This window comes from Streptomyces sp. NPDC047072, assembly GCF_040643855.1.
Lineage (GTDB): Bacteria > Actinomycetota > Actinomycetes > Streptomycetales > Streptomycetaceae > Streptomyces.
On the sequence record NZ_JBEYVC010000031.1, the window covers coordinates 61,419 to 82,190 of the forward strand.

Sequence of the window (20,772 nt, forward strand, 5' to 3'; positions counted from 1 at the left end):
CAGCCCGCTCCTCAACCCCGCGTGAACTCCGCGAACGCCTCGTGGAAACCCGGGAAAGTCTTCCGTACGCATCCCGGGTCGTCGAACGAAATATCTGCTACCCGCAGTCCGGTCACCGCGAACGACATCACGATGCGGTGATCGCCGTGGGTCTCGATCTCCGTACCGGTGAGGGGAGTTGGCGTCGGGCGGATCTCGATCCAGTCCGGGCCGGTCTCGACCTCCGCGCCCAGGCGCCGCAGGTTCTGCGCGCAGGCCTCCAGGCGGTCGCACTCCTTCACCCGGGTGTTCGCCACGTCCTCGATACGGACCGGGCCGTCGGCGAAGGGGGCGATCGCGGCGAGGGTCGGCATGGTGTCGGAGATGTCGCGCATGTTCACGGTCAGGCCGCGCAGCGTTCCCGTGCCGCGGACCGTCGTGCCGTCCTCGCGGACCGAGACCTCCGCGCCCATCCGGCGCAGGACGTCCACGAAGCCGAGGTCGCCCTGGAGGGCGCCCGAGCCGAGACCCGGGATCGTGACCTCGGCGCCCGGGGTCACCGCCGCCGTCGCGAAGAAGTAGCTCGCCGTGGAGGCGTCCGGCTCGATCGCGTACGTCGTGGCGCGGTAGCCGCCCGGCGGGACGACGTACGTGTCGCCCTCCCTCGTGACCTCCACGCCGAACGCCCGCATCATCGCGATGGTGATCTCGACGTACGGCACCGAGACCAGGTCCGTGACGCGGATCCGCAGCCCGCGGCGGGTCAGCGGGCCGAGGAGCAGCAGCGCGGTGAGGTACTGCGAGGACTGGCCCGCGTCCAGGACGACCTCCCCGCCCTCGACGCCGGCCGCGCGGACGGTGAGCGGGTGGTGGCCCTCCGCCTCCTCGTGCCGCAGGTCCACGCCGAGGTCGCGCAGGGCGCGGGACAGCGGGGCGAGGGGGCGGCGGCGCATCTGCGGGGACGCGTCGAAGCGGTACGTGCCGTGGCCGGCCGCGGCGAGGGTGGGCAGGAAGCGGGCGGTGGTCGCGCCGTCCCGGCAGTAGACGTCGGCCTCCGCCGCCGCGGGGCCCTGCGGGCGGCCGTCCACCTGCCAGGTGTCGGGGGTACGGCCGACGCGGTAGCCGAGCCGCGTCAGTCCCTCGGCGAAGCCCTCCGTGTCGTCCGACCGCAGGGGCCGTACGAGGGTGGTGACGCCGTCGGCCGCGGCGGCCAGGAAGAGGGCGCGCGCGGTGATGGACTTCGAGCCGGGAAGGGAGAGGGACCGCGGGGCGGGGATGTCGACGGGCATGCCCCTCATGATCGCCGGGGCAGCACCTCCGGCGCGAGGGCGTCCACGGGGTGGACCGGGTCACACGGCACCACCAGGGCTCGCACGCCAGTGCGGCGCGCTCACCCGCTCCGGATGCGGCGACGCCTACCGGTCTCGGGGCCGCCAGCGATTCCGGTCGTCCGGCAGCGGCCCCCGCCGGTCCGTCTGCACCCGGATCTCCTGGTACGCGTCCGCCGCCGTCCCGTGGAACGCCTCGTCGTACGCGGCCAGCGCCCCGCGCAGGGCCCCGCCGCCCGTACCCCGGCGCCGGATCCGCCGGGCCAGCGCGACGAACAGGCCCAGCACGACGGCGATCCCGGCGAGGACGAACAGGAGCGGCGGCAACTGACCCATACGGCGACCCTACGCCTCGGATCCGGCCCGGCACCGAGGCCCAACCGCCCCGTTGGCCCCACCCCCACCAACTTCCGGAAATCGGGCCGGAGCCGGGAACCCCGCCCCCTTCCCGGTCGTCCAATCCGCAAGCTGCCGGAGAGTCACCGTGGTGCGGCGTCGGCCTCGCTGCTGGCTGCGATCGCTGACCAACCCTCTCCTCCGTACTGCGGCCGGCAGCAGGCCGTCATCGGCGCGCCCCCCTCCAACAGCGCCGATGGCGGCCCCTCCTTGGTTACCGTGCACTCCCTTGACTGGCGGAAACTTCCCGGTTATTGGTGACTTCTCGGAAGTTTCCTTCAACGGATCACCTCCGGAAGGAGCGCACGTGCCCTCCAGACGTACCGTCCTGGCCGCCACGGCAGGGGTCACCGCCGCACTCGCCGTGGGCGGGACCGCCTACGCGGACGACAAGAAGCTCCGCTCCCTGATCGCCCGTATGACGCTGCCCGAGAAGGTCGGCCAGCTCTTCGTGATGCGGGTCTACGGCCACTCCGCCACCGCCCCCGACCAGGCCGACATCGACCTCAACCTCCAGGAGATCGGCGTCCGTTCGGCCGCCGAGCTGATCGAGCGGTACCGGGTCGGCGGGATCATCTACTTCACCTGGGCGCACAACACCCGCGACCCGCACCAGATCGCGGACCTCTCCAACGGCATCCAGGCGGCCTCGCTGAAACAACCCCGCGGCCTGCCCGTCCTCATCTCCACCGACCAGGAGCACGGGATCGTGTGCCGGGTCGGCGAGCCCGCGACCCTCTTCCCGGGCGCGATGGCCGTCGGCGCGGGCGGTTCGGCACAGGACGCCCGCACGCTCGGCCGGATCGCCGGACAGGAGCTGAAGGCGATCGGCATCCGGCAGAACTACTCCCCCGTCGCCGACGTGAACGTCAACCCGGCCAACCCGGTCATCGGCGTACGCTCCTTCGGCTCCGAGCCTCAAGCGGTCGCCGCCCTCGTCGCCGCCGAAGTCACCGGCTACCAAAGGGCCGTCGCCGCGACCGCCAAGCACTTCCCCGGCCACGGCGACACCGCCGTCGACAGCCACTACGGCTTCCCGGTCATCACGCACAGCCGGGAGCTGTGGGAGCGGCTGGACGCGGTGCCGTTCCGGGCCGCGATCCGCGCGGGCATCGACTCGATCATGACGGCGCACATCCAGTTCCCGGCCCTCGACCCCTCCGGCGACCCGGCCACCCTCTCGCACCCGATCCTCACCGGCATCCTGCGCGGCGAACTCGGCTACGACGGGGTCGTGGTGACCGACTCGCTCGGCATGGCGGGCGTCCGGGAGAAGTACGGCGACGACCGCGTCCCCGTCCTCGCCCTCAAGGCCGGCGTCGACCAGCTCCTCAACCCGCCCTCCCTGGACGTGGCGTGGAACGCGGTCCTGAAGGCCGTACAGGAAGGGGAGTTGACCGAGGCGCGGCTCGACGCGTCGATCCTGCGGATCCTGCGGCTGAAGGCGAGGCTACGGCTGTTCGAGCAGCCGTACGTCAGTCGGGGCGGGGTCACCCGCACGGTCGGCACCCGGGCCCACCTCGCGGCGGCCGACCGGATCGCCGAGCGGACCACGACCCTGCTGGTCAACCGCGACCACACGCTTCCGCTGTCCCCGCGCGAGCACGCCAAGCTACTGGTCGTGGGCGCCGATCCGGCCTCCCCGTCCGGTACGACGGGCCCGCCCACCGGAGTCCTGGCCGCCGCTCTCACCGAGCTGGGCTTCACCGCCACCGCCCTGTCCACGGGTACGGCCCCCTCGGCGGCCGTGATCGCCCGGGCCGTCGCCACGGCGGCGGACGCGGACGCGGTGGTCGTGGGGACGTACAACCTCACGGCCGCGCAGAAGACCCTGGTCGAGCAACTCGTGGCGACCGGGCAGCCGGTGGTGGCGGTGGCGATCCGCAACCCGTACGACGTGGCCCAACTGCCCTCCGTACCGGCATACTTGGCGACCTACTCCTGGACCGACGTCGAACTGCGGGCGGCCGCCCGGGTGATCGCCGGGAAGGTACGGCCGCGCGGGACGCTGCCGGTGCCGGTGCCGAGCGCGGACGACCCGGCCAAGGTGCTGTACCCGGTCGGCCACGGGCTGACGTACTAGCCGTACGCAGGCCACCCGGCGCACCACCCCCGAAAGACGCAAAGCACCCCATACGTCTGGCGTGGCCCCCTGCCGGGGGTCACGCTGGTCGGGGGAAGTCCGGGGGGAATGCGATGCGCGACAAGTCTTCCGTGGGGGTGGTGTCCGGCCTGCTGGCGCTGCTCGTCGCCCTGCTGACGGGGTGCACGGGATCGGCGGCCGGCAGTGACGGCGGTGGCGGCTCCGCCGGCAAGGAGGGCGGGCAGGTCGGCTCGGTGGTCTCGCCGTCGCCGTCCGCGACCCGGACCTCCGGCTTCGGCGCGGTGTTCCTCGCCGTCGACGAGTGCAGCTCCTTCGGGACGACCAGCTTCACCGAGGTGCCGTGCACCAGCGAGCGGGCGGCGGCGCGGGTGGTGGCCCGGCACGACGGCACGGTGACGAGCGGTCCGCCGTGTCCCGCGACCACCGACTTCGTGCTGCACATCAGCGCGCAGAACCAGGTCTCCGACGAGGACGGCGACGGGGCGATCCCGCAGGGGTACGCCTGTATGCGCAACCTGGAGCCGCCGCACCCCGGCGACCCGGGCGGCGGGGGCGGGCCGCGCACCATCGTCGGCGACTGCGTCTACAGCTCGGGCAGCGGGCAGGTCCGCGAGACGGCGTGCGACGGAAAGGGCGCGAAGAAACCGGAGTTCGAGGTGACGAAGGCGGTCGACCGGCGCGCCCAGTGCCCGCTGTCGACGGCCCTGTACGTCCAGCTCGGCGGAACGGACCCGGTGGGGTGCGCCCGGCCGCTGTGAACGACCGGGCGCGGTGAGCGAGTTACGGACGCAGCGTGGGCTCGCGCTCCACGTCGCGCACGTCCAGCTTCCTGTCGTACGTGGCGAGCGGCTTCGCCTCGGCGACGGCCGTGGCGGAGACCCCCGCCCAGGCGAGGATCCGTGCCGTGGCGAACGCCTTCTGGTCGGCGACCAGACCGGCGACGTTCGCCCCGTGGTTCATGCCGGGGGCCGTGAGGACGTACGCGTCCTTCGCGCCCTTGTCGACCCGGAACCGCTCCGAGCCCCACGGGTCGTTCTGACCGTAGACGTAGAGCATGTGCCGGGCGTTGTGCCGGATCCAGTTGTCGACGTCGCGCATCGCGTACGGCTGGAACTTCGTCGGGATCTCGCGCGGCACGAAGTTGCGCGGCGGCTGGTAGCCGTAGCGGATGTACTTCTTCTCGATGTGCGGGAAGTGGATGTCCGGCGCGCCGAGTTGGGTGGCCGCCTGGTAGAAGTACGGCGTGTACGGCTCGAGTCCCTGGTCCGTGTAGAACGAGAAGCCGGAGATCGTGTCGACCGAGTTCCAGATCTGGTCGTCGGTCGCGGTCTTCGCGTTCGGCGGGATCAGCTCGTCGTCACCGCAGTTGGCCAGCAGGTTGTACTGCCAGAAGCCCCAGACGTAGTCCAGTACGACGGCCTCGTACGCCTTGTCCAGGCTGCCCACGGTGTCGAACGTGAAGCCCTCGGCGGCCGCGTACTGCGCGTACTTCTTCTCCAGCGGCTCCCGGCGCACCAGCGCCTCGCGCTGTACGGCGTTCAGCCGGTCGCGGCACTCCTTGGTGCCGACGCCCGCGAAGAAGCGGTCGTAGGCCGAGTCCTCGTCGTTCACCACGTCGTTGGGGGCGACGTAGGCGACGACGCCGTCCATGTCGTGCGGGTAGAAGCGCTCGTAGTAGGTGGCGGTCATACCGCCCTTCGAACCACCCGTGGCGATCCAGTTCTCGGAGTAGATCTTCTTCAGCGCCTTGAAGATCCGGTGCTGGTCACTGGCCGCCTGCCAGATGTCCAGCTTGCTCCAGTCGGCCGGCTCGGGCCGGGACGGCGTGAAGTAGCGGTACTCCATGGAGACCTGGTTGCCGTCCACGATCTGGGTGGGTTCACGGCGGCTCGGTGTCGTGGAGACGTTGTAGCCGCCGGTGTAGAAGACCGTCGGCCGGGCGACGTCCTTGTGCAGCACGGTGATCCGCTGCTGGAACGTGCCCTTGGACGGGTGCCGGTGGTCGACCGGCTGGGTGTAGTTGAGCACGAAGAAGCGGTAACCGGTGTACGGCTTCTCCTCGATCAGGCTCATCCCCGGTATGGAGAGCAGCCGTTCCTTGATGTCCGTGGTGCCGGTGGCCCCCGGCTCGGCGGCGGTGGCCGCGCCAGCCGTACTGACCGTGCCTATGAGCACCGCCAGTGCGAGAAGCCATCTGAGCGCCCTGCGCATGCACCCTCCCCTGTGAGTACAGATGTGCGCCGGAAGCTAGCGGAGCAACTCGCCCGAGCACCAGGGGAAGTGGGGAAAACCCTAGGAGAAACCTGTGAAATCAGCAGAGGGTGTAGCCGTCGGAGTCGTAACCGGCGCGGCCCACACGGCCCTTGACCCACACGCAGCGCTGGCCCGCGTGGACGGTCACCGGGCCCGCGCGGTACTTGAAGGTGCCCGAGTCCTCGACCGGGCGCAGGCCGTACGCCGTCAGGGTCACCGACATGTGCTGCGGGGTGCCGGGGTTCTTGGGGAGGGTCACGGCGCAGAGGTAGCCGCGCCGCTTGTAGACCTCGACGCTGCCGGTGGCGAAGGGGTACGTCCGGATCTTGCGCCCCGCGCAGTTCGTGGCCGCCTGCGCCTGCCCCGGCGAGGCGACCGCGAGCAGTCCCGACACGGTGAGCAGGGCGAGCCCCGCCGCGAGCCGTCGTATCGCCGCACTCTTCACCGTCGCCGTCCCTCCCACAGCCTTCGGGCGTACAGATGTACGGACGCACGAGGTGTGTCGGACGGTTGCACGACCGTCAGCGAGACGCCTCGACCGGTTCCCCTACGAAGGTCCGCCACAGCTCGGCGTAACGCCCGCCCCGCGCGAGGAGTTCGTCGTGGGTGCCGTCCTCGGCGACCCGGCCGTGGGCCATCAGGACGACCCGGTCGGCGCGGGCCGCGGTGGTGAGCCGGTGCGCGACGACCAGTGTCGTACGGCGGCCCGCGAGGCGGTCGGTGGCCTGGTTGACCTGGGCCTCCGTGGCCAGGTCGAGCGCGGCCGTGGCCTCGTCGAGCAGCAGGATGTCGGGGTCGACCAGCTCGGCGCGGGCCAGGGCGATCAGCTGGCGCTGGCCCGCCGAGAGGTTGCGGCCGCGCTCGGCGACCTCGTGGAGGTAGCCGCCGTCGAGCGTGGCGATCATCTCGTGGGCGCCGACCGCGCGGGCCGCCGCCTCGACCTCGGCGTCGGTGGCGTCGGGACGGCCGTAGGCGATGGCGTCCCGGACGGTGCCCTGGAAGAGGTACGCCTCCTGCGGGACGACGCCGAGGCGGTGCCGGTACGAGGTGAGGTCCAGCGCCCTGAGGTCGGTGCCGTCGACGGTGACCCGGCCGCTCGTCGGGTCGTAGAAGCGGGCCACCAGTTTGACGAGGGTGGACTTGCCGGCGCCGGTCTCGCCGACGAAGGCGACGGTCTGGCCGGCCGGGATGCGCAAGTCGACGCTGCTGAGGGCCTCTTCGTCATCGCCGTACGCGAAGTGCACGTCCTCGAAGGCGACTTCGCCGCGCAGGGACAGGACTTCGAGCGGTTCGTCGGCCGTCTTCGTGGACGTCGGCTCCTGGAGCAGCTCCTGGATGCGGCCCAGCGACACGGTCGCCTGCTGGTAGCCGTCGAAGACCTGGGAGAGCTGCTGGACGGGGGCGAAGAACAGGTCGATGTAGAGCAGGTAGGCGACCAGGGCGCCGGTGGTGAGGGTCGCGGCCTCGATACGGCCCGCGCCCGAGATCAGGACGGCGGCCGCGGCCACCGACGACAGCAGCTGCACGAACGGGAAGTAGATCGAGATCAGCCACTGACCCCGGACGCGGGCCTTGCGGTAGCTGTCGCTGCGCTCGGCGAAACGCGCGCCGCCGTCGGCCTCGCGCCGGAACGCCTGCACGATCCTGAGCCCGGACACCGACTCCTGGAGGTCCGCGTTGACCAACGACACGCGCTCGCGGGCGAGTTCGTACGCCTTCACGCTCGCCCGGCGGAAGAAGAAGGTGGCGACGACCAGCGGGGGCAGGGTCGCGAAGACCACGAGGGCCAGCTGGAGGTCGATCACCAGCAGGGCGACCATGATGCCGAAGAAGGTGACGACCGAGACGAACGCGGTGACCAGGCCGGTCTGCAGGAAGGTCGAGAGGGCGTCCACGTCGGTGGTCATGCGGGTCATGATCCGGCCGGTCAACTCCCGCTCGTAGTAGTCGAGTCCGAGCCGCTGGAGCTGGGAGAAGATCTTCAGCCGGAGGCTGTAGAGGACCCGCTCGCCGGTGCGTCCGGTCATCCGGGTCTCGCCGATCTGCGCGGCCCACTGCACGAGGACGCTGAGCAGGGCGAGCAGCGAGGCGGCCCAGACCGCGCCGAGCGCGGCGCGGGTGACGCCCTCGTCGATGCCGTGCCGGATCATCACCGGCAGCAGCAGGCCCATACCGGCGTCCACGGCGACCAGGCCGAGGCTGATCGACAGCGGCACTCCGAAGCCGCGCAGCAGCCGTCGTAGGCCGTACGACTCCTCGGGGGTGACCGCGCGTGCCTCGTCGATGTCCGGGGTGTCGGTCGCCGGGGGCAACGCCTCGACCTCGGCGAGGAGTTCGGGGGTGGCCGGGGTGCCGGAGAGCGCGGTGTCCTTGGGCTCGCGGTCGCCGGTCCACAGGTGGGGTGTCACCCCGCGCTCGGCGTCGAACTCGGCGTCCAGCTCGTCGCGTACGGAGGTGTCCTCCTGGGGGCAGACGGGCTGGGCGTGGCCGGGCGAGACGGCGCCGAGACCGTCCGGGTCGGTGAGCAGGCGGCGGTAGAGGGGCGAGCGCTCCTGGAGCTCCTCGTGGGTGCCGAGGTCGGCGAGGCGGCCGCCGTCGAGGACGGCGATGCGGTCGGCGAGGTTCAGGGTGGAGCGGCGGTGGGCGATGAGGAGGGTGGTGCGGCCCTCCATGACCTGCTTCAGCGCCTCGTGGATCTCGTGCTCGACCTGGGCGTCGACAGCCGAGGTGGCGTCGTCGAGGACGAGCAGGCGCGGGTCGGTGAGGATCGCGCGGGCGAGAGCGACGCGCTGGCGCTGGCCGCCGGAGAGGGTGAGGCCGTGCTCGCCGACCGTGGTGTCGTAGCCCTCGGGCAGCTCGGCGATGAAACGGTCCGCCTGGGCGGCGCGGGCGGCCGCCTCGATCTGCTCCCGGGTCGCCTCGGGACGGCCGTAGGCGATGTTGTTGCGGACCGTGTCCGAGAAGAGGAAGGAGTCCTCGGGGACCAGGCCGATCGCGGCCCGGAGCGAGTCGAGGGTGAGCTCGCGGACGTCGTGGCCGCCGATGAGGACGGCGCCATGGGTGACGTCGTAGAAGCGCGGCAGCAGGAGCGAGACCGTGGACTTGCCCGAGCCGGAGGAGCCGACGACCGCGAGGGTCTCGCCCGGGCGGATCTCGAAGCTCAGCCCTTCTAGGACGGGCCGCTGGTCGTCGTAGCCGAAGGAGACGTCGTCGAACTCGACGGTGGCGGGGGCGTCGGCGGGGAGTTCCTTGGTGCCTTGGGTGAGTGACGGCTCGGTGTCGATCAGTTCCAGGACGCGTTCGGTGCCCGCGCGGGCCTGCTGGCCGACCGTGAGGACCATGGCGAGCATCCGGACCGGGCCGACGAGCTGGGCGAGGTAGGTGGAGAAGGCGACGAAGGTGCCGAGCGTGATGTGACCGCGGACCGCGAGCCAGCCGCCGAGGGCGAGCATCGCGACCTGGCCGAGGGCGGGGACGGCCTGGAGGGCGGGGGTGTACTTCGCGTTGAAGCGGATCGTGCGCAGGCGTCCGGCGAAGAGCCTGCGGCCGACCTCCCTGAGCTTTCCGGTCTCCTGGTCCTCCTGCCCGAAGCCCTTGACCACGCGGACGCCGCTGACGGCGCCGTCGACCACGCCCGCGACGGCGGCGGCCTGGGCCTGGGCGTACCAGGTGGCGGGGTGCAGCTTGGAGCGGGAGCGCTTGGCGATCCACCACAGGGCGGGGGCGACGGCCAGGGCGACCAGGGTGAGCGGGATCGACAGCCAGGCCATCACGACCAGGGAGATCAGGAACAGGGCGAAGTTGCCGATGGTCATCGGCAGCATGAAGAGCAGGCCCTGGATCAGCTGGAGGTCGCTGGTGGCCCGTCCCACGACCTGCCCCGTGGACAGCTCGTCCTGGCGGCGGCCGTCGAGGCGGGTGATCGTGCCGAACATCTCCGTGCGCAGGTCGTGCTGGACGTCGAGGGCGAGGCGGCCGCCGTAGTACCGGCGGACGTAGGTGAGGACGTAGACGAGGAGGGCGGCGACGATCAGGGCGCCGGCCCAGGGGGCCATGTCGCGGCTGCGGTCGCCGATGACGTCGTCGATGATCACCTTGGTGATCAGGGGGACGACCGCCATCACGGCCATACCGCCGAGCGAGGAGCCGAGGGCGAGGAGGACGTCCTTGGGGTACCGCCAGGCGTACCCGGCCAGTCGTCGTGCCCATCCCCGTTGCGGATCCACGCGGTGCCCTCCGGTTGTCCAGCTGTCCGATCTACCGGAAGACACCAACGCGGAAAGAAGGGGATTTCATCCCTCCGCAACAAACCTCTGCGACAAGAGAGGTCAGACGCGGACCCGCAGGTAGTAGAACCGCGTCGTCTGTGCCGCGTTCTGGTTGTCGTCGCTGACCAGCAATACCTTCAGGCGGCCCTTGTTCGCGCCCGTGATCACCATGCCCTCAATGTTGTCGAGGAGTGGGTTCGGCTGGGGCTGCTTCGCTGTCGCGCCCAGGGTCGGGCAGCTCGCTATGTCCGTCAGCAACGTCTTCTTGATCAGGTGTACGTCCGCCTGGCCCGTCAGGTTCTCGATGTCGGCCGTGTTCGTGGCGTGGCGGGGGTCGGCCAGGTAGAGGCGGACCGTGTTGCCGACGCCGGAGGTGAAGCCGCGTTCCAGGACGAGGAGGCGGCCGTCGGGGAGGGCCTGGACCTCGGGGACGCCGAGGAAGGTGGCGTCGGTGCGGTAGGCGTACTGGGCGGAGAGCTTGAAGTGGTTGTTCTTGGTCCGGGTCCAGGTCTGGAAGCGGACGATGCCGGCCGTGTCGCCGGAGATCGCGTACTCCATGGAGGCGAGCAGGGTGCGGCCGCCGTTCAGGAGGGTGAGGCCCTCGAAGGTCTGGTTCGTCGTCGCACGGCCCGCCGGGGCGACCTGGAGCGAGGCCGGAACGGGAAGGCGGTCGAGGATCTTCCCGTCCACGCTGTACCGGCGGATCGACGGCTCCGTCTCGGACGTGATCAGCCGCGTGCCGTCCCGGTCGATCGCCAGGCCCTCGGAGTCCAGCGCGGCGCCGTTCTCGTCGGCGAGCGGGACGACCTTCTTCGGCGCGAGCGTCCTCGCGTCCAGGTCGAAGAGGGCGGAGCGGTCGGAGAGGGCGGCGAGCGAGCCGTCCCTGTCCACGGCGAGCGCGGAGAGGTTCCCGACGAAGGTGCCGTCGTACGTCGTCTTGTCGAGCGCGTCGGAGAAGCGGTCGAGGGAGACGGACGGCGAGCAGGCGTGGCTCACCGGGGCCGGGGCCGAGGCGGCGGCGGGTCCTGCCACGGTGAGGCAGGTCGCCGCCGCCAGGGCCGCGGTGCTGGTCGCGAGTACGGTTCTCAGCTGCATGGACGTCACCGTAGGGCGGGTCGGTGACATGCGGGAGTCCGGGAGGCGTCAGCTTGCCGCGAGGTCCCTGTGGATGACCTTGGCGACGCCCTGGATCGTGGTGATGCCGTAGTTCATGGTGCTGTTGCCGTGGGTGAGGACCGTGATCATGTAGTCGTGGCCGCCGCCGGTGAAGGTGCCGACGCTGTGCACCCGCCAGCCGTGGGTCGAGCGCTGGAGCCAGCCGTTCTTGACGTGCCAGGAGACCCCGGACGGACGGCCGTACGGTGTGCCCCAGCGCTGCGACGAGACGACCTGCCCCATCAGCTTCAGGGTGTAGGCGCGGGAGTTGTCGCTGAGGACGGTGTTCTTCGCGGTGACCAGCTTGAGCAGCTTCTGCTCGTCGGTAACGGTGATCTGGGTCAGACCCCAGTAGTTGTTCGCCCCCGGCCTGGTCTGGGTCATGCCGGCCGCGGCGAGGAAGCCCTTGATCTTCGTCATGCCCAGCTGCCGCCAGAGCGCGCTGGTCGCGTCGTTGTCCGACTTGGTGATCATGGCCTTGGTGAGGGTGACCTCGCGGTCGGTCAGATACCGGTTGTGCTTCTTCGCGTCCCACAGCAGCGTGGCGAGAACGGTCACCTTGACGACGCTCGCCGAGTCGTAGGCCGTGGACGGGCGGAGCGTGCAGGTGGTCTTCGTCGTACGGTCGTAGAGGCCGACGGCGACGGTGCCGGAGCGGCCCGAGAGGGCGGACGTGATGTCCCGCTTGAGCTTGTCGGCCAGGCCCGCCTTGGCGGACGTACAGCTGACGGTCGGTGTGCTCGCCGCGACGGCCGGTGTGGCGGTGGCGACGCAGGCGGCCAGCGCACCGGCCGCGATCCATTTCGTGTGCCTGAATATCCCCCGTGTCATGCCCTGTTGACTCCCGGACCGGGGGGAATGGTTGTACGCATGGGGAATGGTTGTGCGAGTCGTTACCCAGCCCTAGGCGTTTTCACAGGAAGACGCCAGGTACACCACAGCCCTCGCCCAAACGCCCTTCGCACGATGGCGGGGTGACATCTGCCACCGATCCCACCCCCCACACCCAGACCGTCTCCCCCGACTGGGCACCGCCGGCCCCACCCGCCGCGCCACCGGACAGGGCCCCGCGCTGGTCGCTGCCCGCGCTGCTCGCGATCCTCGTCCTGGCCGGCGTCCTGTACGGCTGGAACCTGTCCGGGAACAGCCTGAACAGCTTCTACAGCGCGGCGATCTACAGCGGGACGCAGAGCTGGAAGGCGTGGTTCTTCGGCTCGCTGGACGCGGGGAACTTCCTCACCGTCGACAAGCCGCCGTTCGCTCTGATGATCATGGGGCTGTCCTGCCGGGTCTTCGGCTTCGGCACCTGGCAGATGATGGCGCCCGAGATCGCGGCCGCCCTCGGCACGATCTGGATCCTGCACTCGTCCGTCAAGCGGTACTTCGGACACGTGGCGGCCACCATCGCCGCGCTCGTCCTCGCGCTCACCCCGATCACCGTCGCGATCAACCGCGACAACAACCCCGACACCATCCTCGTCCTGCTGATGGTCGGCGGCGCGGCCCTCGCGCTGCGCGCGGTGCGCACCGACCGGCTGCTCCCGCTGATCGGCTCCGCGGTCCTGTTCGGCCTCGCCTTCAACACCAAGATGCTCCAGGGCTACATCGCCCTGCCGGCCGTCTTCGCGGTGTACGTGTTCGCCTCGAAGCTCGGCTGGAAGAAGAAGGTCGTCAACCTGGCCCTGGCCGCGGTGGCGCTCGCCGTCTCCAGCTTCTGGTGGGCGACGGCGGTCTCGCTCGTCCCGGCCGACGACCGCCCGTACATCGGCGGCTCGACCGACGGCTCCGCCTGGAACCTGATCATGGGCTACAACGGCCTGGGCCGGGTCTTCGGCGGCGAGGGCAACGGCGGGGGCGGTGGTGGCGGGGGCGGCACCTTCGCCGGCACCGCGGGCCTCGGCCGGATGTTCAACGACATCCTCGGCGGCCAGATCTCCTGGCTGATCCCCTTCGCCTTCCTGGCGCTCGTCGCGGGCCTGGTGCTGTGCGGACGGGCCCCGCGCACCGACCCGACGCGGGCCGCGCTCGTCCTGTGGGGCGGCTGGCTGCTGCTGCACTACCTGACCTTCGCCATGGCCGAGGGCACGATGCACCCGTACTACACGACCGCGCTCGCCCCCGGCATCGCGGCGCTGACCGGCGCGGGCGGTGTCATGCTCTGGCGTGCCTTCCGCGGCGGTGACGCCCGCTGGTCCTGGGTCCTGCCGGCCGGTCTCGCGGTCACCGGCCTCTGGGCGATCGTCCTGCTGCGCCGGGCCACCGGCTGGAACACCTGGCTGTGGCCGGTCGTCGGGGTCCTGACGGTCCTCGCGATCGTGGGTCTGTTCGTCTTCCGTACGGCGACCTCGGGGACGAAGGTCCGGCTGCTGGGCGCGTCCGTGGTCGCCGCGATCGTGGCGGCGCTCGCCGGTCCGACGGCATACGCGGCCTCGCCGGCCTTCGGCTCCTCCAGCGGCATGATGGGCGGCACCAACCCGACGGCGGGTCCGTCGACGGGCGGCGGCATGGGCGGTCCCGGCGGCGGTGGCGGCCGGGGCGGCTTCGGCGGCAACGGTGGTCCCGGCGGCGGCGAGATGCCGGGCGGCACGCAGCAGGGCGGCGGCCAGGCGAGCGGCGAGTTCCCGGGCGGCGGCACGGCGGGCGGCAACGGGAACGGGAACGGCCAGATGCAGCCCGGCGGCGGCACCGGTGAACTCCCCCAGGGCGGCGGCCAACAGGGCGGCACGAACGGCTTCCCCGGCGGCGGCGAGATGCCGGGCAGCGGTGAGATGCCGGGCAGCCAGAACGGCGAGACCGGCACGGCTCCCGGCGGCACCGGCACGACGAACGGCGGCCCCGGCGGCGGTGGCGGCATGGGCGGTGGCGGCGGCATGGGCGGTGGCGGCGGCATGGGCGGCAACGTCGACAGCGCGCTGATCTCCTACCTGGAGAAGCACCAGGACGGCGCCAAGTGGCTGCTCGCGGTGTCCAACTCGCAGAGCGCGGGCCAGCTGATCCTCAGCACCCACAAGCCGGTCATCTCCATGTGGGGCTTCACCGGCACCGACCAGGCGATGACCCTCGCCAAGCTCAAGGAGCTGGTGAAGAAGGGCGAGTTGCACTACATCCAGCTCGGCGGCGGAGGCATGGGCGGCAACAGCAGCCTGAGCCAGGAGATCACCAGCTGGGTGCAGAAGAACGGCACGGCGGTGAAGGAGAGCGACTACAGCACGAGCAAGAGCAGCAGCTCGACCTCCAGCTCCACCTCCACCAGCACCTCGACGGTCTACCGCCTGGACCCGAAGGACGTCGACTGACCCACACCCGCACCACGACGGCTCCCGACCACACGGTCGGGAGCCGTTTTTAACGTCCCGTTCATTGCCATGACCTCATGTCCATGTCACTCTCCCTCTTGCCGCCTCCATTCAACCCGCGTAGATGGGACAACCTTTATGCTGGCGACACGAATACGGCGCTGGAAGTCGGTGGCTCTGGTCACCGTCGCCGTCCTGACCGGCCTCAGCGCCCCCGCGCTCACCGCGACCCCGGCCGCCGCCACGACGACCGCGTACGACTCGACGTACTACAAGAACGCGATCGGCAAGACGGGTACGAGCCTGAAGTCCTCGCTGCACACGATCATCAGCAGCCAGTCGAAGATCTCGTACTCCGCGGTCTGGGACGCGCTCAAGGTCACCGACCAGGACCCGAACAACACCAGCAACGTGCTGCTGTTGTACAGCGGTGTCTCCCGCAGCAAGTCCCTCAACGGCGGTGACGTCGGCGACTGGAACCGCGAGCACACCTGGGCCAAGTCGCACGGCGACTTCGGCGAGGTCACCGGCCCCGGCACCGACCTGCACCACCTGCGCGCCTGTGACGTCCAGGTCAACAGCACCCGCGGCAACCTGGACTTCGACAACGGCGGCAGCGCCGTCACCAACGGCGGCGGCTCCACCGTCGACTCCGACTCCTTCGCGCCGCGCGCGGCCGACCGGGGCGACGTGGCCCGCATGATCCTGTACATGGCCGTGCGCTACGAGGGTGACGACGGCTTCGCCAACCTGGAGCCCAACGAGAAGGTCGGCAACGGCTCCAACCCCTACATGGGCAAGCTCTCCGTCCTGAAGGCCTGGAACGAGGCGGACCCGCCGAGCGCCTTCGAGGAGCGCCGCAACCAGGTCATCTACGACACCTACCAGCACAACCGCAACCCGTTCATCGACCACCCGGAGTGGGTCGAGGACATCTGGTAGGAGCCGCGCGCAAGGTCAGCCGCGCGAAAGGTCCTACAGGTGCGTGGGTGCGAACATCCGCAGCACCGCCGGGAGGACGACCACCGAGGGGCCCGGTGCGGCCAGGGCCTTCGCGAGGTCGTCCGCCAGGGTCCCCGGGGTCGTACGGACCCCGGGGACGCCGAAGGACTCGGCCAGTGCCACGTAGTCGGGGCGGGACAGCTCCGTCGCCGTGGCCTGGCCGAAGGCGTCCGTCATGTACTCGCGCAGGATGCCGTAGCCGCCGTCGTCGACGATCAGCCAGGTGACGTTCAGGTCGTACTGGCGGGCCGTCGCCAACTCGGCGATGGAGTAGAGCGCTCCGCCGTCTCCCGAGACCGCGAGGACCGGGTGCGAGGGGTCGGCCACCGCCGCGCCCAGCGCCGCCGGGAAGCCGTAGCCGAGGCCGCCGGCGCCCTGCGCGGAGTGCAGCAGGTTGGGGCCCTTGGCGTCGAAGGCCGACCAGGCCCAGTACGCAAGGATCGTCATGTCCCAGAAGGACGGGGCCCCAAAGGGCAGGGCCCGTCGGATCGACGCCAACAGCTCCTGCTCCAGGGTGAGTTCCTGGGCGGCGATGCGGTCCGCGACGCGCGCCAGGACCTCGCGGACGCGGTCCGGAGCCGAGAAGTCCTCCCGTTTCGACACCGTCTCCAGCAGCGCCTGCAACGCCAGCCGCGCGTCCGCGTGAATCCCCAACGCCGGGTGGTTGGACTCCAGTTTGCCGAGGTCGGCCTCGATCTGGATGACCCGCCCGCGCGGTTTGAACGTGTGGTAGTTGGACGACAGTTCGCCCAACCCCGAGCCCACGACGAGGAGTACGTCCGCGTCCTCCAGGAAGTCCGTGGTGTGCCGGTCCTCGATCCAGGACTGCAACGACAGCGGGTGCGTCCAGGGGAAGGCGCCCTTGCCGCCGGGGGTCGTGACCACCGGCGCCTGCAATGCCTCGGCCAGCTGCCGCAGTTTGCCGGACGCGTCCGACCGTACGACTCCCCCGCCCGCGATGATCGCCGGGCGCTCGGCGCGGGAGAGCAAGTCGGCGGCCACCGCGGTGAGTTCGGGGCGCGGGGGCAGTTCCTCGGGGAAGGCGTCGCCGCCCGTCACCACCGGGATCAGGGTCTCCGCGAGCAAGACGTCCTGCGGGATCTCCACCCACACCGGCCCGTGCGGGGCGGTCAGCGCCGACTTCCAGGCCGCCTCGATCGCGGAGGGGATCTGGGACTGGGTGCGGACCGTGTGAACCGACTTCACGACACCCCGGAACGAGGCCGACTGGTCCGGGAGTTCATGGAGATAGCCGTGCCGGCCGCCGCCGAGACCGGCGGTCGGGATCTGGCTGCTGATCGCCAGGACGGGGGCCGACGCGGCGGCCGCCTCCTGGAGGGCGGCCAGCGAGGTCAGCGCGCCCGGGCCCGTCGACAGCAGCAGCGGGGCCGCCTCGCCGGTGATCCGCCCGTACGCGTCCGCCGCGAAGCCCGCGTTGTTCTCCACGCGCAGGCCGATGTAACGGAGGTCGGAACGCCGTAGCGCGTCGAACATCCCCAGCGCGTGCTGACCGGGCAGCCCGAAGACGGTCGTCGCGCCGAGTGCGGCGAGCGTCTCCACGACCAGGTCTCCGCCGTTGCGGCCCGGAGGCGGGTTCAAGGCCGCCGAGATCTGCGCCTCGGTCGGACGGAGCACCAGGTCGTGGTCGTGAGTCACTGCGCGCGGGCCTCTGCAATCTGGCGGGACATGATCGTGGTCAGTTCGTAGGCGGTGTGGGAGGCCGCCACCGAGGTGATCTCCGCGTGGTCGTACGCGGGGGCCACCTCGACGACGTCCGCCGACACCAGGTTGCACGATGCCAGACCGCGCAGGATCTCCAGCAGCTCGCGGGAGGTCATGCCGCCCGCCTCGGGGGTGCCGGTGCCGGGGGCGTGCGCCGGGTCCAGGCAGTCGATGTCGATGGAGATGTAGAGCGGGCGGTCGCCGATCCGCTGCCGGAGCTGGTCGGCGACCTCGTCGACCCCGCGCCGCATGACGTCCGCCGAGGTCACGATGCCGAAGCCCAGCTTGGCGTCGTCGTCCAGGTCCTGCTTGCCGTAGAGCGGGCCGCGGGTGCCGACGTGGGAGAGCGCGGAGGTGTCGAGGATGCCCTCCTCGACCGCACGCCGGAAGGGCGTCCCGTGCGTGTACTCGGCGCCGAAGTACGTGTCCCAGGTGTCGAGGTGCGCGTCGAAGTGGAGCAGCGCCACCGGGCCGTGCTTCTTGGCGACCGACCTGAGCAGCGGGAGCGCGATGGTGTGGTCGCCGCCCAGGGTCATCAGACGCGCCCCCGTCCCCAGCAGGTCGTCCGCCGCCGCCTCGACCGTCTCGACGGCCTCGTTGATGTTGAACGGGTTCACGGCGATGTCGCCCCCGTCCGCCACCTGCGCCAGCGCGAACGGGGACGCGTCCTGCGCCGGGTTGTACGGCCTGAGCAGCCGGGACGCCTCGCGGATCGCGTTGCCGCCGAAGCGGGCGCCCGGCCGGTAGGAGACCCCCGAGTCGAACGGCACCCCGACCACGGCGACGTCGGCCCGGCCGACCTCGTCGAGGCGCGGCAGCCGGGCGAAGGTCGCGGGACCGGCGTAGCGCGGGATGCGGGAGGAGTCGACGGGGCCGCGGGGGGTCTCGGGGGAGCTCATGGTCGTATGCCTTCCTTGTGTCTCTAAGTTCGGTCTACCGGGGTGCCGGAACCGGCTCGGGGACCTCGCGCCCGGCGAGTCGTTCCCGCCAGGCCGCGAGTACCGCGGTGTCGGTCGCCGGGGTCGCCAGGGATACGGCGACGTAGACGACCAGGGAGGCCAACAGGCCGTAGTACACGGGCTCGTTGGCGAGGATGCCGTAACCCGCCATCAGGCCGATCACGGCGAGCCCGCCGACGACGACGGAGGCGAGCGCGCCCTGGGCGGTGCCGCGCTTCCAGAGCAGTCCGCCGAGGATGGGGACGAGGAGGCCGCCGACCAGGAGGTTGTAGGCGACCGTCAGCGCCTCGACGACGTTGTTGAGGGCGATGGCCGTGGCGATGACGGCGATGCCCATGACGAGGATGAAGACGCGGTTGCCCTGCACCTCGTCGCGCTCCCCTTCGCTGGAAGTCCCCCGCAGCCGCGACCAGATGTCGTTGTTGGCGACGGTCGCGCAGGCGATCAGCGCGCCCGAGGACGTCGACATCACGGCGGCGAGCGCGGCGGCCAGCACCAAGCCCCTTACGCCGACCGGGAGTTCGTCCTTGACGATGGTCGCGAAGGCGTCGTCCGCGTTGGCGAGGTTGGGGTAGAGGACCTTGGCGGCGGTGCCGATGACGGCGCCGGCGAGGGCGTAGACGAGGCAGTAGGTGCCGGCGACCGTGCCGCCCCACTTGGCGGTGGTGTCGCTGCGGGCGGTGAAGACGCGCTGCCAGATGTCCTGACCGATGAGCATGCCGAAGGTGTAGATCAGGACGTAGGTGAAGATCGTCTCGCCGCCGATGCCCAGCGGGTCGAAGTACTCGGTCGGCAGCTTCGCCTTCATCTCGCTGAAGCCGCCCGCCTTGACGACGGCGATGGGCAGCAGGAGCAGCAGGACGCCGATGGTCTTCACCACGAACTGCACCATGTCGGTGAGGGTGATGGACCACATGCCGCCGAGGGTGGAGTAGGCGACGACGATCGAGCCGCCGAGGACGATCGCGACGGTCCGGTTCATGTCGAAGAGGACGTCGAAGATCGTGGCGTAGGCGATGGTCGAGGTGACCGCGAGCATGAGGGTGTACGCCCACATGACCACGCCGGAGATGACCCCGGCCCGGCCGCCGTAGCGGAGGTCCAGCATCTCGGAGACGGTGTAGACCTTGAGGCGGGCGATGCGGGCGGAGAAGAAGACGGAGAGGGCGAGCAGTCCGAGGCCGATGGTGAAGACCATCCAGGCGCCGGAGAGGCCGTACTGGTAGCCGAGGCCGACCCCGCCGATGGTGGACGCGCCGCCGAGGACGATCGCGGCCATGGTGCCGGAGTACATGGCGGGTCCGAGACGGCGGCCCGCGACGAGGAACTCGCTCTTGGAGCGGGCGCGGCGCATGCCCCACCACCCCATGGCCAGCATGCCGGCCAGGTAGACGACGATGACTGTGTAGTCGACGGCCATGGGGCCCTCCTTCTGCCGGTCTGGTTCGACAGTAGGTGGCCGGAAAGCGGCTGCGAAGTGTACGTTTCATCCATTCGAACGGCTCTGCATGGAGGGAACGCACACCATGCCGGATCCCGCTGTTCCTCCCACTCCACCGGTGTCCCTGGCGGCACTCCTGGCCCGTGAGGACCTGGCCCTGCGGCAGATCGCGGGACCGTCCGATCCGGACATCGTCATCCACTGGGCCCACACCTCGGAGATGGCGGACCCGTACCCGTATCTGCTGGGCGGCGAGCTGCTGCTGACGGCGGGGGTGCACATCCCGGAGGCGGCGGGCTCGGGCACGTACTTCGACGACTACGTGTCGCGGATCGTCGCGGCGGGCGGCGCGGCCCTCGGCTTCGGCGTGGCGCCGGTGCACGACACGGTGCCGCGCGCGCTGGTCGCGGCCTGCGACGCCTACGAGCTGCCGCTGATCGAGGTCCCGCCCGAGACCACCTTCTCGGGCGTGGCCCGCGCGGTCTGGCAGCTGATGGCGGAGGTCCGGCACTCGGAGCTGCGGCGGGTCACGGAGGCCCAGCAGCGCCTGGCGGCCGCCGCGTCCCGCCCGGACCCGGTGCCGGCGGTGCTGCGGCAGCTGGCCCAGCGGGTCGGGGGATGGACGGTGCTGTACGGGCCGGACGGGGCGGAGGTGGCGGGGGCCGGGAGGAGGCCCGAGGACGTCGAGCCCCTGGGGGCCGGACGGGCGCCGGAGCACGCCGGACGCAGGATGCGGGACGAGGTGCGGGCGGCACTGGCGGAGCTGGCCCGGGTGAAGAGCGCGGTGGACATCAGCCCCACGTGGCCTTGAGCTTGTCCGAGTAACCCTTCGTGTAGCCGGTGAGGTTGGGGTGGAAGACCTCGGGCGC

General features: G+C 71.0%; 14 protein-coding genes and 1 pseudogene. 5 read left to right on the forward strand and 10 right to left on the reverse strand.

Annotated features, from left to right (window positions below; genetic code table 11):
* Positions 1 to 11: 11 nt before the first annotated feature.
* Positions 12 to 1,268, reverse strand: coding sequence for a 3-phosphoshikimate 1-carboxyvinyltransferase (gene aroA, locus ABZ896_RS16550; protein ID WP_360928436.1), 1,257 nt, complete (start codon positions 1,266 to 1,268; stop codon positions 12 to 14).
* 126 nt (positions 1,269 to 1,394) lie between these two features.
* Positions 1,395 to 1,643 carry a hypothetical protein gene (locus ABZ896_RS16555; RefSeq protein WP_360928439.1) on the reverse strand — a complete coding sequence of 83 codons (249 nt, stop codon included), beginning with the start codon at positions 1,641 to 1,643 and terminating at the stop codon, positions 1,395 to 1,397.
* A 367-nt stretch (positions 1,644 to 2,010) separates the two neighbouring features.
* On the opposite strand from ABZ896_RS16555, the gene ABZ896_RS16560 reads away from it, so the two are divergent.
* Both ABZ896_RS16560 and ABZ896_RS16565 read left to right on the forward strand, forming a co-directional pair.
* On the forward strand, positions 2,011 to 3,786 hold the full coding sequence (locus ABZ896_RS16560; RefSeq protein ID WP_360928442.1) for a glycoside hydrolase family 3 protein: 1,776 nt from the start codon (positions 2,011 to 2,013) through the stop codon (positions 3,784 to 3,786).
* A gap of 113 nt (positions 3,787 to 3,899) precedes the next feature.
* Positions 3,900 to 4,565, forward strand: a complete 666-nt coding sequence (locus ABZ896_RS16565; protein WP_360928445.1) for a hypothetical protein — start codon at positions 3,900 to 3,902, stop codon at positions 4,563 to 4,565.
* Between the two features lie 22 nt (positions 4,566 to 4,587).
* Here ABZ896_RS16565 and ABZ896_RS16570 read toward each other — a convergent pair whose 3' ends face one another.
* From ABZ896_RS16570 to ABZ896_RS16590, 5 genes are all read right to left on the reverse strand, one after another.
* Complete coding sequence (locus ABZ896_RS16570) at positions 4,588 to 6,018, reverse strand: S28 family serine protease (protein WP_360928447.1); 1,431 nt, start codon at positions 6,016 to 6,018, stop codon at positions 4,588 to 4,590.
* A gap of 100 nt (positions 6,019 to 6,118) precedes the next feature.
* On the reverse strand, positions 6,119 to 6,505 hold the full coding sequence (locus ABZ896_RS16575) for a hypothetical protein (RefSeq protein ID WP_360928450.1): 387 nt from the start codon (positions 6,503 to 6,505) through the stop codon (positions 6,119 to 6,121).
* Between the two features lie 76 nt (positions 6,506 to 6,581).
* Positions 6,582 to 10,286, reverse strand: a complete 3,705-nt coding sequence (locus ABZ896_RS16580; RefSeq protein ID WP_360928453.1) for an ABC transporter ATP-binding protein — start codon at positions 10,284 to 10,286, stop codon at positions 6,582 to 6,584.
* Positions 10,287 to 10,388: 102 nt separating this feature from the next.
* Complete coding sequence (locus ABZ896_RS16585; RefSeq protein WP_360928456.1) at positions 10,389 to 11,423, reverse strand: esterase-like activity of phytase family protein; 1,035 nt, start codon at positions 11,421 to 11,423, stop codon at positions 10,389 to 10,391.
* A 48-nt stretch (positions 11,424 to 11,471) separates the two neighbouring features.
* Complete coding sequence (locus tag ABZ896_RS16590; protein ID WP_360928459.1) at positions 11,472 to 12,314, reverse strand: serine hydrolase; 843 nt, start codon at positions 12,312 to 12,314, stop codon at positions 11,472 to 11,474.
* Positions 12,315 to 12,457: 143 nt separating this feature from the next.
* Here ABZ896_RS16590 and ABZ896_RS16595 point away from each other — a divergent pair, with 143 nt between their 5' ends.
* Both ABZ896_RS16595 and ABZ896_RS16600 read left to right on the forward strand, forming a co-directional pair.
* Complete coding sequence (locus tag ABZ896_RS16595; RefSeq protein WP_360928462.1) at positions 12,458 to 14,779, forward strand: glycosyltransferase family 39 protein; 2,322 nt, start codon at positions 12,458 to 12,460, stop codon at positions 14,777 to 14,779.
* 138 nt (positions 14,780 to 14,917) lie between these two features.
* Positions 14,918 to 15,721, forward strand: coding sequence for an endonuclease (locus ABZ896_RS16600; protein WP_360928465.1), 804 nt, complete (start codon positions 14,918 to 14,920; stop codon positions 15,719 to 15,721).
* A gap of 33 nt (positions 15,722 to 15,754) precedes the next feature.
* Here ABZ896_RS16600 and ABZ896_RS16605 read toward each other — a convergent pair whose 3' ends face one another.
* Genes ABZ896_RS16605 through ABZ896_RS16615 form a run of 3 tightly spaced genes read right to left on the reverse strand, consistent with a single transcriptional unit; the run spans position 15,755 to position 19,882 of the window.
* Positions 15,755 to 17,437 carry a thiamine pyrophosphate-binding protein gene (locus tag ABZ896_RS16605; protein WP_360928468.1) on the reverse strand — a complete coding sequence of 561 codons (1,683 nt, stop codon included), beginning with the start codon at positions 17,435 to 17,437 and terminating at the stop codon, positions 15,755 to 15,757.
* The gene (speB, locus tag ABZ896_RS16610) at positions 17,434 to 18,402 is read right to left on the reverse strand and encodes an agmatinase (protein ID WP_360928470.1); all 969 of its coding nucleotides are present in this window, start codon (positions 18,400 to 18,402) and stop codon (positions 17,434 to 17,436) included. The genes ABZ896_RS16605 and speB overlap by 4 nt, the downstream gene beginning before the upstream one ends.
* A gap of 34 nt (positions 18,403 to 18,436) precedes the next feature.
* Entirely contained in the window at positions 18,437 to 19,882 is a 1,446-nt protein-coding gene (locus ABZ896_RS16615; protein WP_360928473.1) for a sodium:solute symporter, read from the reverse strand.
* A gap of 106 nt (positions 19,883 to 19,988) precedes the next feature.
* Between ABZ896_RS16615 and ABZ896_RS16620 the strand changes: the two are divergent.
* Positions 19,989 to 20,573: pseudogene (locus ABZ896_RS16620) on the forward strand (PucR family transcriptional regulator ligand-binding domain-containing protein); the annotation flags it as partial.
* Positions 20,574 to 20,772: the final 199 nt, after the last annotated feature.